This window comes from Neobacillus niacini (assembly GCF_030817595.1).
GTDB classification, from domain to species: Bacteria; Bacillota; Bacilli; order Bacillales; family Cytobacillaceae; genus Neobacillus; species Neobacillus niacini_G.
In genome coordinates, this window is the sequence record NZ_JAUSZN010000001.1 from 6,005,416 (window position 1) to 6,021,062 (window position 15,647).

15 protein-coding genes and 1 pseudogene are annotated in these 15,647 nt (G+C 37.8%); 14 read left to right on the forward strand and 2 right to left on the reverse strand.

Features of this window, described 5'->3' with window-relative positions:
- Positions 1–6 precede the first annotated feature (6 nt).
- From QFZ31_RS28535 to QFZ31_RS28595, 13 genes and pseudogenes are all read left to right on the forward strand, one after another.
- On the forward strand, positions 7–408 hold the full coding sequence (locus tag QFZ31_RS28535; RefSeq protein ID WP_179596865.1) for a cytidine deaminase: 402 nt from the start codon (positions 7–9) through the stop codon (positions 406–408).
- Complete coding sequence (gene era, locus QFZ31_RS28540) at positions 398–1,318, forward strand: GTPase Era (RefSeq protein WP_218895566.1); 921 nt, start codon at positions 398–400, stop codon at positions 1,316–1,318. The genes QFZ31_RS28535 and era overlap by 11 nt, the downstream gene beginning before the upstream one ends.
- Positions 1,319–1,478: 160 nt before the next feature.
- Positions 1,479–1,622: a YqzL family protein gene (locus tag QFZ31_RS28545; RefSeq protein ID WP_081954416.1), complete on the forward strand. Its 144-nt coding sequence runs from the start codon at positions 1,479–1,481 to the stop codon at positions 1,620–1,622.
- Between the two features lie 31 nt (positions 1,623–1,653).
- A complete protein-coding gene (recO, locus tag QFZ31_RS28550; RefSeq protein ID WP_307309699.1) occupies positions 1,654–2,406 on the forward strand; it encodes a DNA repair protein RecO in 753 nt (250 codons plus the stop codon).
- 496 nt (positions 2,407–2,902) lie between these two features.
- On the forward strand, positions 2,903–4,285 hold the full coding sequence (locus tag QFZ31_RS28555) for a glycine--tRNA ligase (RefSeq protein WP_307309701.1): 1,383 nt from the start codon (positions 2,903–2,905) through the stop codon (positions 4,283–4,285).
- 48 nt (positions 4,286–4,333) lie between these two features.
- Positions 4,334–4,972 (forward strand): helix-turn-helix transcriptional regulator, encoded by a 639-nt coding sequence (locus QFZ31_RS28560; RefSeq protein WP_373459885.1) that lies wholly within the window; start codon positions 4,334–4,336, stop codon positions 4,970–4,972.
- Positions 4,973–5,038: 66 nt separating this feature from the next.
- Entirely contained in the window at positions 5,039–5,848 is an 810-nt protein-coding gene (locus QFZ31_RS28565; protein WP_179596857.1) for a pyruvate, water dikinase regulatory protein, read from the forward strand.
- A gap of 442 nt (positions 5,849–6,290) precedes the next feature.
- Positions 6,291–6,517, forward strand: a pseudogene (locus QFZ31_RS28570) (DUF188 domain-containing protein).
- Between the two features lie 77 nt (positions 6,518–6,594).
- Complete coding sequence (gene dnaG, locus QFZ31_RS28575; RefSeq protein ID WP_307309708.1) at positions 6,595–8,406, forward strand: DNA primase; 1,812 nt, start codon at positions 6,595–6,597, stop codon at positions 8,404–8,406.
- 42 nt (positions 8,407–8,448) lie between these two features.
- Positions 8,449–9,576: an RNA polymerase sigma factor RpoD gene (gene rpoD / locus QFZ31_RS28580; RefSeq protein WP_034675043.1), complete on the forward strand. Its 1,128-nt coding sequence runs from the start codon at positions 8,449–8,451 to the stop codon at positions 9,574–9,576.
- 451 nt (positions 9,577–10,027) lie between these two features.
- Positions 10,028–10,387 (forward strand): cytochrome c550, encoded by a 360-nt coding sequence (gene cccA, locus QFZ31_RS28585; RefSeq protein WP_179596853.1) that lies wholly within the window; start codon positions 10,028–10,030, stop codon positions 10,385–10,387.
- A 79-nt stretch (positions 10,388–10,466) separates the two neighbouring features.
- Positions 10,467–11,198 carry a tRNA (adenine(22)-N(1))-methyltransferase gene (locus tag QFZ31_RS28590; protein ID WP_307309713.1) on the forward strand — a complete coding sequence of 244 codons (732 nt, stop codon included), beginning with the start codon at positions 10,467–10,469 and terminating at the stop codon, positions 11,196–11,198.
- Positions 11,176–12,291 (forward strand): Nif3-like dinuclear metal center hexameric protein, encoded by a 1,116-nt coding sequence (locus QFZ31_RS28595; RefSeq protein WP_307309717.1) that lies wholly within the window; start codon positions 11,176–11,178, stop codon positions 12,289–12,291. Before QFZ31_RS28590 ends, QFZ31_RS28595 begins: the two co-directional genes overlap by 23 nt.
- Positions 12,292–12,312: 21 nt before the next feature.
- Here QFZ31_RS28595 and QFZ31_RS28600 read toward each other — a convergent pair whose 3' ends face one another.
- On the reverse strand, positions 12,313–13,251 hold the full coding sequence (locus tag QFZ31_RS28600) for a 4-hydroxy-3-methylbut-2-enyl diphosphate reductase (RefSeq protein ID WP_179596847.1): 939 nt from the start codon (positions 13,249–13,251) through the stop codon (positions 12,313–12,315).
- A 159-nt stretch (positions 13,252–13,410) separates the two neighbouring features.
- The gene (vrrA, locus tag QFZ31_RS28605; protein WP_307309724.1) at positions 13,411–14,064 is read right to left on the reverse strand and encodes a VrrA/YqfQ family protein; all 654 of its coding nucleotides are present in this window, start codon (positions 14,062–14,064) and stop codon (positions 13,411–13,413) included.
- 253 nt (positions 14,065–14,317) lie between these two features.
- Here vrrA and QFZ31_RS28610 point away from each other — a divergent pair, with 253 nt between their 5' ends.
- Positions 14,318–15,628, forward strand: a complete 1,311-nt coding sequence (locus QFZ31_RS28610; RefSeq protein ID WP_306073385.1) for a DEAD/DEAH box helicase — start codon at positions 14,318–14,320, stop codon at positions 15,626–15,628.
- The last annotated feature ends 19 nt before the right edge of the window (positions 15,629–15,647 follow it).

The following is a 15,647-nucleotide window of genomic DNA, read 5'->3' on the forward strand; positions in this document are numbered from 1 at the left end:
TGAACTTTGAACATCGAGAAATTAATCGAAGAATCAAAGAAAGCAAGAGAAAAAGCATATGTTCCTTATTCTAAATTTGGGGTAGGAGCAGCGTTATTAACAACAGATGGAAAAGTATATCATGGATGTAATATTGAAAATGCCGCTTATAGCATGTGCAATTGCGCTGAACGTACTGCATTGTTTAAAGCTTATTCAGAAGGTGATCGAGAATTCTCAATGCTTGCAGTTGTGGCTGATACTGACCGCCCTTGCTCGCCATGTGGGGCATGCCGACAGGTAATCTCGGAACTTTGTCACAAAGACATGAAGGTTGTGCTAACTAACCTAAAAGGTGACATTTTAGAAATTACGGTAGCAGAATTACTTCCAGGTGCCTTTTCTCCGGAGGATTTAAATGCTGAGTAATGATAGTAAAGGTTATAAATCAGGTTTTATATCAATAATTGGACGTCCAAATGTAGGAAAGTCAACATTTCTTAACCGAGTTATTGGTCAGAAGATTGCCATTATGAGTGATAAACCACAAACTACTCGTAATAAAATTCAGGGTGTATTGACGCTAGATGATACCCAAATGGTGTTTATTGACACACCAGGGATTCATAAGCCAAAACATAAACTAGGCGACTTTATGATGAAAGTTGCACAAAACACATTAAAAGAAGTTGATTTAATCCTATTTATGGTAAACGCTGAGGAAGGATTTGGGCGTGGGGAAGAATTTATTCTTGAAAAGTTCGAAACCATTAACACACCTATCTTCCTTGTTATAAATAAAATTGATCAAATACACCCAGATGAATTACTTCCATTAATTGAATCATATAAAGAAAAATATCCTTTTAAGGAGATTGTTCCAATTTCAGCACTTGAAGGAAATAATGTGGAACGATTATTAGAACAAATTAAAGTTTATTTACCTGAGGGGCCTCAGTATTATCCGGCTGATCAAGTAACCGATCATCCAGAAAGATTTATTATCACAGAATTAATCCGAGAGAAAGCGCTGCACTTAACTCGTGAAGAAATTCCTCATTCCCTTGCTGTTGTTCTAGATAAAATGGAACGTCAACACGGTGGTAAGGATATTATTCATGTAATGGCTACTGTCATTGTGGAGAGAGATTCTCAAAAGGGCATTATTATTGGGAAACAAGGGAGCATGCTTAAGGAAATAGGAAAACGTGCCCGTGTAGATATTGAAAATCTTTTAGGGTCAAAAGTTTTCTTGGAGCTTTGGGTTAAAGTTCAAAAAGATTGGCGGAATAAAATGTCCCAGCTACGCGATTATGGCTTTAATGAAGATGAATATTAAAATTAAAACCCTAACTAGAATATTTGGTATTAAATAAAATTATGCATGGACAACATTAACAAATTTTTCGTCTTATGATTTTTGCTTAGGCAGGCTATGATAATTGTAAGGTTTGGGATTCTTAAATAGGCTAGTCTAAACATGAAAGGTGGGGTTTTCGATGATGGATTTTACGTGGAAAGTATTCCTACAGACAGGTAATATTGACACTTATCTTCTCTATAAAGAGCTCGAGAAGGAAAACCAAGAAATACCCGGAAATCAGAATGAAGATCTAGCGCAAATGGATTTTCCCGTTTCATAAGTTTGTCTAATGTATCGGGATGGTGACGGAAATGCTCCAAAAGTGTGAAGGCATTGTCATTAGAACTACAGATTATGGTGAAACCAATAAAATCATTACGTTATATACAAGGGAATGGGGGAAGATCGGTGTTATGGCTAGAGGAGCAAAAAAGCCTAATAGCCAGCTTTCCTCCATTACCCAGCTTTTTACCCACGGTTACTTTCTAGTCCAAAGAGGAACTGGATTAGGCAGTGTACAGCAGGGAGAAATGATTACCAGCCTCCGCGGGATTGGTGAAGATATATTCCTAACGGCATATGCAAGTTATATTGTTGAATTGACTGATAAATGTACCGATGATAGAAAACCAAACCCATTTCATTTCGAACTTCTGTTTCAAACCCTTAATTATTTGAATGAAGGATATGATCCAGATATTCTGATGAATATCTATGAAATGAAAATGCTGAATGTATTGGGCTTACACCCAATTCTAAATCAATGTTCCGTTTGCGGCAGCACAGACGGACTTTTTTCTTTTTCCATTCGGGAAGGTGGACTTATATGCCACCGATGTATAGAAAAAGATCCATACCATTATAAATTATCGCCATCCTCTGTAAAATTATTACGTCTATTTTATTATTTTGATCTCTCGAGATTAGGAAACATCTCCGTAAAGCAAGAAACTAAGGATGAGTTGAAACAGGTTATCACAGCATACTACGAAGAATATTCCGGTCTTTATTTAAAAACAAAGAAATTTCTTCAATCAATGGAAAAATTTCGAAATCAAATATAGTTGACTTATTGACATTTATTTTAGATTTCGATATTATGTGTCTTAATAATAAATAGTTGCTATGATGGAAAAGAGTACTTAGCAATCTCTGTAAAAGCGAACCTAGGATGGTGTGAGCTAGGGTATAGGGACCTAAGGAAGGCGTTCTTGAGCATATCATGTGTGTAAAACACATAAAAGAGGCTGCTATAGACTGGCAGCAAATAGGGTGGAACCGCGGGTAACTCTCGTCCCTATGCTTATCTTAAGCATAGAGGCGGGAGTTTTTTATTTTTCATTGGCTGTGTTGAAGCAAGTTTTAAATTTGGCACTCTGTTGATTGGAGCGGAAGGCACGAAGACTCCTGCGGGAGGACGGGGCAGGGGAGACCCCGCAGGCGCTTCAGCGCCGAGGAGGCTCCCCGTACCGCCCGCGGAAAGCGAAGTGCCTGGAGCTCCAATCAACAGAACATTGTTAACACAGCCTTTTTACCATAATTGAAGAGGAGCTAATCAAAATGAAAGTATCAATGGAGCAAATTGTTTCTCACGCGAAACATAGAGGATTTATTTTTCCAGGTTCAGAAATCTACGGCGGTCTGGCAAATACATGGGATTACGGTCCACTTGGAGTAGAATTTAAAAACAACATCAAACAAGCTTGGTGGAAAAAATTTGTTCAAGAGTCACCTTACAATGTCGGATTAGATGCAAGCATTTTAATGAACCCAAGAACGTGGGAAGCTTCAGGTCATATCGGTAACTTTAACGACCCAATGATTGATTGTAAGAACTGTAAAGCCAGACATCGTGCTGATAAGTTAATTGAAAATGCTCTTGATGAAAAGGGCATTGAGATGATCGTTGATGGACTTCCATTTGATAAAATGGAAGAGCTAGTAAAAGAACATAATATCGCTTGCCCAGATTGCGGCAGCCATGATTTTACCGGCATACGACAATTTAATTTAATGTTTAAAACTTTCCAAGGTGTAACAGAATCCAGCACAAATGAAATTTTCCTGCGACCTGAAACAGCGCAAGGGATATTTGTTAACTTTAAAAATGTCCAGCGTACAATGAGAAAGAAATTACCTTTTGGAATTGCCCAAATCGGAAAAAGCTTCCGGAACGAGATCACACCTGGAAACTTTACTTTCCGTACACGCGAATTTGAGCAAATGGAGCTTGAGTTTTTCTGTAAGCCTGGTGAAGAGTTAACATGGTTTGATTATTGGAAGAACTTTGCTGAGCAATGGCTTCACTCATTAGGATTAAATAAAGAAAATTTAAGACTTCGAGACCATTCGGAGGATGAACTTTCCCATTATAGTAATGCTACAACTGATTTTGAATATAAATTCCCATTTGGCTGGGGAGAACTTTGGGGAGTAGCTTCAAGAACGGATTATGACCTGAAGCAGCATATGCAATTCTCTGGTGAGGACTTTAACTATATTGATCCAGAAACAAATGAAAGATTTATTCCGTTCTGTATTGAACCATCTCTTGGTGCAGACCGAGTAACATTAGCATTTTTAATCGATGCCTATGATGAAGAACAGCTTGAAGATGGAACCTCTAGAACTGTTATGCACTTCCACCCTGCACTAGCACCATTTAAAGCAGCAGTTCTTCCGTTGTCTAAAAAACTTTCCGAGGAAGCAAAGGAAGTGTTCCAGACATTAGCTAAGCATTTCTCCGTAGACTATGATGAAGCCGGTTCAATTGGTAAACGTTACCGAAGACATGACGAAATTGGGACACCATTCTGTATCACCTATGATTTTGACTCGAAAGAAGACAATATGGTAACAATCAGAGACCGCGACACAATGGAACAAACACGCGTACCAATCGCTGAATTAGTTACCTTTATTCAAGAAAAAATTATGTTTTAATCTGAATTTTGAGGGTGCGGCCCCTACCGCCCCTCTGCATTGGATTAAATGATGGTGGTGAGAAAAATAGAACTGACCAAACGCCAAGAAACGATCATTCAAATTGTGAAGGACAATGGACCGATTACAGGGGAGAACATTGCTGAACAGCTAAACTTAACTAGAGCAACCTTAAGACCTGATTTATCCATCCTTACAATGGCTGGATATTTAGATGCAAGACCGCGAGTGGGGTATTTTTATACAGGAAAATCAGGAACTCAGCTTTTGACTGAAAATCTCCAGAAAATACTTGTGAGAGATTATAATTCAATCCCTGTCCTCGTTAAGGAAAATGTTTCGGTTTATGATGCGATTTGTACAATGTTCCTTGAGGATGTGGGAACATTATTTGTAGTAGACCAAAACTCTCTTTTGGTGGGTGTGTTATCAAGGAAGGATCTTCTTAGAGCAAGTATTGGCAAACAAGAGCTTACCGCACTACCAATCAACATCATTATGACTAGAATGCCAAATATTACGATGTGTGAAATGGATGACAATTTAATCGATGTTGCAAAATTACTCATTGATAAACAAATTGATGCTTTACCTATCGTTAGGCCATCAGAAAATGGATATGAAGTAATTGGCAGAATTACGAAGACAAATATTACAAAAGCATTCGTGGCATTGGGTAATGGTTAATAAATTCACATCTCAATATCTGAATGCATATAATAATAGATTTTCCAGAGGAGCTGTTGAGGAAGAATGATTACGCCTGTCATATATGTAGTTTCTGATTCAGTGGGGGAAACAGCTGAATTAGTTACAAAAGCAGCAATCAGCCAATTTAATGGGTCAGGAATGACATTGAAAAGATTCCCCTATGTTGAGGATAAGGAACATATTGATGAAGTAGTTTCACTTGTAACGATGGACCACGCTATGATCGCTTTTACGTTGGTCAAACCAGATATGCGTGCGTATATGAAGGAAAAGGCAGACGAAGCAGGAATATATGCAGTTGATTTAATAGGTCCGATTATGGACCAAATTCAAATCTTCAGCGGGAAAACTCCACTGTGTGAACCAGGACTCGTAAGAAAACTGGATGAAGATTACTTTAAAAAAGTCGAAGCCATTGAGTTTGCTGTTAAATATGATGATGGACGCGACCCAAGAGGAATACTAAAAGCTGATATCGTTTTAATCGGCGTATCTAGAACGTCAAAAACTCCGTTGTCACAATATTTAGCTTTAAAACGTTTAAAAGTTGCGAATGTACCGCTTGTTCCAGAAGTTGACCCGCCTGAGGAACTGTATAAGGTTCCTGCAGAGAAGTGCTTTGGACTTAAAATCAGCCCGCAGAAACTAAATAATATTAGGCGGGAACGGTTAATCTCTTTAGGGCTAAATGATCAGGCCAGCTACGCAAATATTGAGAGAATTCGTGATGAATTAACCTTCTTTGAAAAGATAGTAAATAGAATTAATTGTCCTGTTATTGATGTAACCAATAAGGCCGTTGAAGAAACAGCAAATGTTATTCTAAATTACTTTCATAAAAGAAGGGCGTAACACATAATCTTAGATTATGTGTTTTTCATTTAACGATAAAAAACTATGGAAAAGTATAAAAGAATGTACTATAATAAAAAATTGTGATAAAAATGAATCTTTTAGGTTTAGACTTGCATGTATACGAATAAACTATTTATTGTTAGATGTCAAGGGAACCTACAGAAAAAAATTCGACATAAGTCTTTTTGGGCCTGCTCCTAAAAAGTTAGCATCTTAAAGAAGGAATATGCGGAATGATGTAGAATTAATACTTATACCAAAGGCATTCCAACTTTTTTAGATGCAGATTCATGCACGGTTAAAGAGGAAATTGTCGAAACTGCTTCTACATTTTCCGTGAAAGTTCTTTTTATCGCTTCTTATGAACAATAAGACTACATATGGTGATGCAACATGGAAATATGTTGATTCCAGAAAAGAAGCAGCGGACTTATTCATCATGAATCATACTGCAAAGGGGGATATTACTGTTACACAGGATATTGGACTTACCTCCGTATTACTTCCTAAAGGAGTATGTACCACAAACCATTCGGGATTGTATATGATGAATCGGGAATACAAACTGCTCTTGACTTGCGCTATCTATATGCTAAAGCAAGAAGAAGGGGTGTATATGGTATAGGACCAAAGCCTTTCAATTCTGTTGATCGTTCAAAATTGTGAAGCAACTAACAGAAATTTTGTCGAAAAATGCAGGAATTTAGATTTCTTTGTAGAATAAGTAAAATGGAGATGTTTTCATGGCAGAACGGATTGCCGAAGAAAAAATCAATCAAATTCGTCAGTCTGTTGATATAGTTGAACTTATTAGCGAATATATTCAACTGAAAAAACAAGGGCGAAATTACTTCGGATTATGTCCTTTCCATGGAGAAAACTCCCCATCATTTTCCGTTTCATCCGATAAACAAATTTATCATTGCTTTGGCTGTGGAGCGGGAGGAAATGTTTTCTCTTTTTTAATGGAGCTGGAAGGAATCTCATTTCTAGAAGCAGCCATTAAATTAGCTGAAAAGGCTAATATTGAATTACAAGTAAACTTCTCAGTAAATGGGAAGGGGAAGAGTGTTTCTCCGGAATTTCAGTCAATGCTTGACGCACATGAGCTGATCTCTAAATTTTACCATCACTTATTGGTAAATACAAAAGATGGGCAACATGCATTAGAGTATTTGCTGAAGAGAGGATTTACCCGAGAATCGATTGATAAATTTCAAATTGGTTATTCCTTAAATTCATGGGATTTTGTTTACAAATTTCTTACCAAAAGAGAATTTTCTCCTGAGTTAATGGAAAAAGCCGGCTTAATTATCAAACGAGAAAGAGATGGAACCTATTTTGATCGATTTCGAGATCGAATTATGTTTCCGATTTTTGACCGAAATGGAAACTGTATTGCTTTTTCAGGGAGATCTTTGGGGGCTGAGGAGCCCAAATATTTAAATAGTCCAGAAACAGCAATCTTTAATAAAAGCAAAATTTTATATAATTTTCATTTGGCCAAACCCAGTATTCGTAAATTACAGCAAGTAGTTCTTTTTGAAGGATTTGCAGATGTAATTGCTGCTGATAAGTCTGGTGTGGAAAACGGTATCGCAACAATGGGCACCTCCTTGACAGAAGAGCACATCACACTTATACGGCAAAATACCCAATCCATTACGATTTGTTTTGATTCAGACAAGGCAGGAATTGAAGCAGCTTATAGAGCTGGGAATATGCTTATGGACGCGGGTTGTACCATTAAAGTGGCTATGATGTCTGATGGACTTGATCCAGATGAATATATAAAAAAAAATGGTCCTGAAAAGTTTCGAAACGAGGTCATAGGTGCAAGTCATACATGGATGGCATTTAAATTTCTTTACTTTCGAAGAGGAAAAAATCTTCAAATTGAAGGAGAACGGCTTACTTATATCGAAACAATACTTAAAGAAATAAGTAAATTGACAAAAGCTGTTGAAAAAGATCATTATTTGCGTCAGCTTGCATCTGAATTTTCGATTTCGTTAGACGCGTTACAACAACAGCTAAAGCAGATTTTCTTTACAGAAAAAAGGAATTCAAGTGGTCAAAATCAGCAGCCAGTTAACAAGACCCGTGTATTGGTTAAACAGGAGAATAAATTAAAGCCTGCACATTATACGGCTGAAAGGCGCTTAATTGCCCATATGTTAAAAGATCGGGATATAGCCTATAAGATTCAGGATTTATTGCAGGGCAACACGTTTAATACTGATGAACATCAGGCTATAATAACTTATCTAATTGGTTTTTACGAAGATCATATGAATCCTGACTCTAGTGCATTTTTAACCTATATTCAAGATGAAAATCTTAGAAGAATAGTCGCGGACATTGAAATGATGTCAATTAATGACGAGTTAAGTAATCAAGAATTAACTGATTATATCAAACAGGTGTTGAATTATCAAAAATTGTTAAAGATAAAAGAAAAAGAAGTGGAACTTAAAGAAGCAGAGCGACAAAGTGAGTATAGTAAAGCAGCTGCAATTGCTACTGAAATCAGTCAATTGCGGAAATCGCTATAGATTCCATTTTTAGTGTCTTTGATTCTGGAAGGAGGGGGACATATGGCTGAAAAATCAGCCCGTTCAAAAGAGGCCGAGAATGAATTGACCTTCGAACAAGTAAAAGATCAGTTAACGGTACTGGGTAAAAAAACCGGAGTCCTTGCCTACGATGATATTGCGGAAAGAATGGCAAATTTTGATTTAGAGTCTGATCAAATGGATGAATTTTATGAGTTCCTAGGTGATCAAGGAATCGAATTAGTAGGAGAAAGTGACGAAGAAGATCCAAACCCTAAGCAGTTAGCAAAAGGGGATGACGATGAGTTTGATCTAAATGATCTTAGCGTTCCTCCTGGTGTGAAGATAAACGATCCTGTACGTATGTACTTAAAAGAAATTGGTCGAGTAGATCTGCTTTCTGCTGAAGAAGAAATAAAATTGGCCAACCGTATTGAGGAAGGCGACGAAGAAGCAAAACGACGCCTGGCAGAGGCTAACCTCCGTCTTGTTGTTAGTATTGCAAAACGTTACGTTGGACGCGGTATGCTCTTTCTTGATTTGATTCAAGAAGGGAATATGGGACTAATCAAAGCAGTTGAAAAATTTGACTATCGCAAAGGATTTAAGTTCAGTACTTATGCTACTTGGTGGATACGTCAAGCCATCACGAGAGCGATTGCTGACCAAGCTAGAACAATCCGTATTCCTGTGCATATGGTTGAAACCATTAATAAGCTTATCCGTGTGCAGAGACAATTACTTCAGGACCTTGGTCGCGAACCAACTCCAGAAGAGATTGGCGAAGATATGGATCTAACTCCGGATAAGGTTAGGGAGATCTTGAAAATTGCACAAGAACCTGTCTCTCTAGAAACACCTATAGGTGAAGAAGATGATTCACACCTCGGTGATTTCATAGAAGACCAGGATGCTACATCACCTTCAGAGCATGCTGCCTATGAGTTATTAAAAGAGCAGCTTGAAGATGTTCTTGATACCCTTACAGACAGGGAAGAAAACGTCCTTCGCTTACGCTTTGGGCTTGATGATGGTCGTACACGTACTCTTGAAGAGGTTGGAAAGGTATTTGGTGTAACCCGTGAACGTATTCGACAAATTGAAGCTAAGGCATTACGTAAATTAAGACATCCTAGTCGAAGCAAACGCCTAAAAGACTTCTTAGAATAAAACCTTAAAAAATAAATTATAGTTTACTTCTTGTAAAAGAGGTAAACTATTTTTTTGTAATTTGGAAATGAAAGCACTTTCTATTGCGCATTTGTATTTATTTTACTGAATTGTTTTACACTTTGCAAATAGGTAAAAGTAATCTTTTTGAATAAAATAGCAATTCACTTTTCTAATAATGATTAATCTTTAACAATGCCCCAAAGCAGTATGTGTTACTATTAAAAAAATCGTATTCAAAAATAACATAAATTGGTTGTGAATAGGTATATAGGGGAAAGATAAAAAGGCTGATTTTTTTAAAATATTAGCCATCGATTGTATTTTTTATTAATATTATCGTGACAAAATAAGTTTAGGGCTTTTCCTTCTGAAGTTTTTAAAGTAAAATAGTAGTTGTTTGTAGAAGACTATTTATTTACAGCTGTACGTACATAAGGGAGGTTATATGATGAATCGAAATCCGGTTATTCCTTACATCCTAATTTTTGTATTTGGAATCGGACTAATGTTCTTATTGTCTTTCAAAGGCCTCGGGGATATGGATGAGCTTGCCAACGAAAAGGAAGGCGGTACTGAGACAGAACAAGTGGCAAAAGCACCTGAAGAAATTTACACAGGTTCTTGTGTCGGCTGTCACGGTGATGCATATCAAGGGGGAATGGGTCCTGCTCTAAAAGGTGTTGGTGACAGGTTATCCAAAGATGAAATCAAAGAGACGATTACGAATGGTAGAGGAAATATGCCAGCTGGTTTGGTTAAACCCGAGGAAGCCGATGCAATGGCTGATTGGTTAGCAAATATTAAATAATTGTTTATTGAAAAGGTCCTTTGCTTCTGTAAAGGACTTTTTTTATACTAGAAGTATTATATAAAAAGTGGTGAATGATTTGAATACAGATAAATTATCAGTTCGGTTAGAAACGGTAGCAAAATATGTTCCCTTGGATTCAAGGATAGCGGATATTGGTTCTGATCATGGGTACCTGCCTAGTTACCTTGCTAAAAATGGACGAATATCTTACGGGATTGCAGGGGAAGTTGCAAAGGGGCCATATCAGTCTGCTGAAAAAAATGTGATCGCAGAAGGGCTTACTGAAGTGATATCGGTAAGAATGGGTGATGGGTTGGAGGTCATTCAGCCTGGAGAGGCAGATTGTATTACCATTGCCGGTATGGGCGGGAGTCTTATTGCGTCTATTTTAGAAAATGGAAAAGAAAAATTAGCTTCTGTAAGGAGACTAGTGTTGCAGCCAAATATCAATGCAATTGTAATAAGGCAATGGCTAGTCGATAATGATTGGGAATTGATTGGAGAGGAAATCCTGGAAGAGGATAACAAAATATACGAAATATTAGTAGCTGAGAAAGGAGACCCTTTAAAGCCATATCGTGATGTACCAATTGAAACAGGTCTTTTAGTTGGTCCTTTTCTTCTTCAAGGAAAGGAACAGACTTTTAAGAAGAAATGGCTATTAGAAATGAAGAATTGGAAAAGAATTTACGAACAGCTTGAAAGTGCAGCACCTTCTGTTGAAACAGAACAGAAAAAACAAGAGGTTGTCAAAAAAATTAGTCTTGTAGAGGAGGTATTGGATAATGAAGAAAGCCAATGGTCATGAAATCATTCAACTTTTTGAACAATTTTCTCCCAAGGCTCTTGCGATGGAAGATGATAAGATAGGTTTACAAATTGGGCGACTAAATAAGAAAATAGATAAAATTATGATTGCTCTTGATGTTCTTGAAGAAGTGATAGATGAAGCCATTGAAAGAAATGTACAGCTAATTATTGCCCATCATCAGCCAATCTTTCGGCCTCTTAAGAATGTCCTAACAGACACAGTACAGGGGAGAATGATTGAGAAATTGTTAAAGCATGATATAGCTGTCTATGCAGCCCATACCAACCTTGATGTGGCTACAGGCGGTGTAAATGATCTCCTAGCAAATGCACTTGGTTTGGAGAACCCTGAAGTGCTGGTACCTACATACGAAACGAAGCTTAAGAAATTAGTTGTTTTTACACCAGTGAGTCATGCTGACGAGATTAGGAAGGTCCTAGGAGCTATTGGTGCGGGTTTTATTGGTAACTATAGCTATTGCTCATTTTCTACTGATGGAACAGGAAGGTTTTTACCGGGAGATAACACCAATCCCTATATCGGACAGCAAGGTCATTTAGAAGCAGTTGAAGAAGTGAGAATCGAAACGATTGTACCTGAACATTTGGTAAAAAGGGCGATTAGCACTATGATAAAGGCCCATCCATATGAAGAGGTTGCATATGATGTTTATCCTGTTGAAAATAAAGGTGAGATTCTTGGACTTGGCCGAATCGGGACGATTAAGGAAATGACACTCGCTGAATTTGCAGAGAGGGTAAAGCAAGCTTTCGAAGTCGATAAGGTTAGGGTGGTTGGTGATTTATCATCACGTGTCAAAAAAGTTGCCGTATTGGGCGGAGATGGAAATAAATATTTCATGAGTGCGAAGTTTAAAGGCGCAGATGTCTACATTACAGGTGATATTTATTATCATACAGCTCATGACGCGATGATGCAGGGATTAAACATGATAGATCCCGGACATAACGTCGAAAAAGTAATGAAAAAAGGACTTACGTCTATACTTTCAAAAATGTGCAAGGAATCTGGCTATGAAGTAGAAATCTTCCCTTCCGAAATAAACACAGATCCTTTTACTTTTGTATAAAAAAACCGGTCATGCGACCGGTTATTTTTTTACCTTTGGTAATATTTTGTTTAACGGTACATTTTTGCGACGTTCCCAAGTAGCTTCGTTGTTTGGATCAAATTGTTCCAAGAATGAAATGACTTCTTTGGTTATGGGTGTTGGAGTTGATGCGCCAGAGGTTACGGCAACATTTTTCGCGTCCTTAATCCAATCAATTTCTAACTCGGAGATATCAGCAATACGATATGCCTTTGTTCCTGCAATCTCTTCAGAAACCTGTGCCAGTCTATTAGAGTTATTGCTCATTGGATCACCAACAACGATGGTCACATCCGCTTCAGTCGCCTGACCAGCCACTGCTTCTTGACGGACTTGTGTGGCCATGCAGATTTCATTGTGAGCTTCAGCATGAGGGTATTTTTCCTGTACCTTTTTCATGGTATCGGCAACATCCCATTGGCTCATGGTTGTTTGATTTGTAACGATCAGTTTTTCACTTGTAATATTTAAGGCTTCCACATCACTTGGTGTTTCAACTAGGTGGACGGCACCTGGAGCCACACCTACTGCACCTTCAGGCTCTGGGTGACCTTTTTTACCGATATAAATAACCTGATATCCCAGTTTTGTTTTTTCCTCTATCAAATCATGTGTTTTGGTTACATCAGGACATGTCGCGTCAATCGTTACAAGGCCTTTCTTTTTCGCAAGCTCCCTGACTTCAGGCGAAATACCATGTGCTGTAAAAATGACAGTACCTGTATCTACTTTCTCTAAAATATCCTTGCGGTTTTTACCATCAAGCGTAATGATACCCTCTTCGGCAAAAGCATCGGTTACGTGTTTATTATGAACAATCATTCCTAAAATGTAGATAGGACGTGGTAATGATTTGTCTAATGCAGCATTTCTCGCAACTACCATGGCGTCAACAACACCATAACAGTATCCGCGTGGTGAAATCTTAATGATTTGCATATATAAAAGTCCTCCTAAAGAACATTGACTTTGAATCTATGTAATTATTATATAAAACTAATAGAAATAATACAAAGATACATTTTTGGAAAGTGAGCCTTGCTATCCGGGAGTAATTCCACCAACAGAAAAAGGATGCTGTTTTTCAGCACCCCTAAATCAAATGTATAGTTTTGGAATAGAAGGTCCGTTGTGATGTTTTCTCTCAACAACTGGCTCATTTTCCGAATTCCTTTTCGTTTTCGGTTTTCGTTTGGGTTGTTCTTCTACTTCGACGGATTGCTCTTCCGTTATAGGGGTATCATCGCCCTCAGATTTTTCCTCAGTAGGCAGATCTTTAAATCCCTTATATAGTTTCCACATCATAGGCAGATTCTTTACGATTGGTCCGTATTGTTGAATCATTGGACCAATTGATTGGGCTGTCTTTAAAACCTGTTGCGTATTATTTAGGAACCCTGTGAGACTGTCAGGATTGCTCAGGGTTTGAAGAATGGAGCCGACTCCTCTTGTACCATTAGGAACAGCGCCTCTTGCAGTCTGCATACCACGAGGACCACTAAATGTATTGCCCTGCTTTTTGCCTCCAAGTATTTTCGATAGTAATCCGCCGCCATTTCTTCTTCCTTGTCCTCTTCCCATCGTTTGTCCCATCATAGGTCTGCCGCCGTTAAATTGGTGCTGGTATCCCATCATTCGTACATTGCCTCCATATGGATTCATCATTTGTTGTTGACCCCCGAAACCTCCGGGACCCATCATGTATGGACCCATATGCCCTTGCATGGGAAATCTCTGTCTAGGCTGCTGCATCCGTTTGTCCTCCTCTAAAATAAAGCCTTATGCTTTAAGTTATGCAGTTTGGAGAATTTGGTTTAGGGATATACACAAGGATAAACTGTAAATTTTCATGATTAAAAGTTGTTTAAAGGTAAAAGATGATAATAACTGGTTATTTATATCAATCTTTACTATAATGATACGATGGACAGAAAAGTGGAAGCTCTTGCTAAGGTGAGAAACTTACTCCATAAACGGTAGATATTAATATATAAGGAGCAATAACATGAAGCAAAATCGTTTTGAACGTTTTAATTTTCAGCCTTTTATTATAGAAGCAGTTAAGGAACAAGGTTTTTTTGAACCAACGGAAATTCAAGAACGGATGATACCATTAGTTTTAAAAAATGAAAGTGCAATTGGTCAATCACAAACTGGAACAGGGAAAACACTTGCTTTTGTTTTGCCGATTTTAGAACGAATCAATCCAGAACGCCAGGAGGTACAAGCTGTCATCACTGCGCCCACAAGAGAGCTTGCTTCGCAAATCTATCATCAAATTTTAAAGGTGACAGAGCATTGCAGTCCTGATAAGGCAATCATGACTAGATGTTATATTGGTGGAACAGACAAGCAAAGAACAATTGATAAATTAAAGATACAGCCACATATTGTGGTAGGGACCCCAGGTAGAATAAAAGACCTGATGGTTGAACAAGCACTTTTTGTTCATACTTCAGAAGTTCTTGTCGTGGATGAAGCCGATATGATGCTTGATATGGGCTTTATTGAGGATTTGGATCAGGTAGCAGCGAAAATGCCTGAGAAATTGCAAATGCTTGTATTTTCAGCAACCATTCCAGAGAAACTTAAACCGTTTCTTAAAAAGTACATGGAAAATCCGAAAACCATTCACATTGATGCGAAAAGAAAAACGGCAGAAAATTTAACTCATTACCTCTTACCATCAAGACACCGAAATAAAAAGCAACTAGTTCATGATGCACTTATTCAATACAACCCATATTTAGCAATTGTTTTTACTAATACAAAAAAAATGGCTGAAGAAGTGGCAAACTTTTTAATAAATAAAGGTCTTAAGGTTGCCCGCGTTCACGGAGATTTAAACCCCCGTGAGAGAAAAAAAATGATGAAGCAAATACAGGATTTAGAGTACCAATATATTGTTGCTACTGACCTGGCTTCAAGGGGAATTGATATTGAAGGAATCAGTCACGTTATTAACTATGAGTTACCTACAGATCTAGACTTTTATGTTCACCGCGTAGGTAGGACTGCGAGAGCTGGTAATACTGGAGTAGCCCTTACAATATATGATATATCTGACGAGGATGCATTGAACCGCCTTGAAAAAATGGGGATACAATTTAAGTACGTCGATCTTAAAAAAGAGGAATTTGTTGAATTAGAGGATCGAAATAAAAGAAAAACCCGTGTAAGGAAAGAGGACGAAGCAGAGAAGACCGCCAAAACTATGGTCAAAAAACCTCAAAAAGTAAAGCCGGGTTACAAAAAGAAAATGCAGTGGGAAATGGACAAAATTAAAAAACGTCAAAGAAAATTAAAGAAGAAGTAAAACGGGAAGGGAGAGAAGA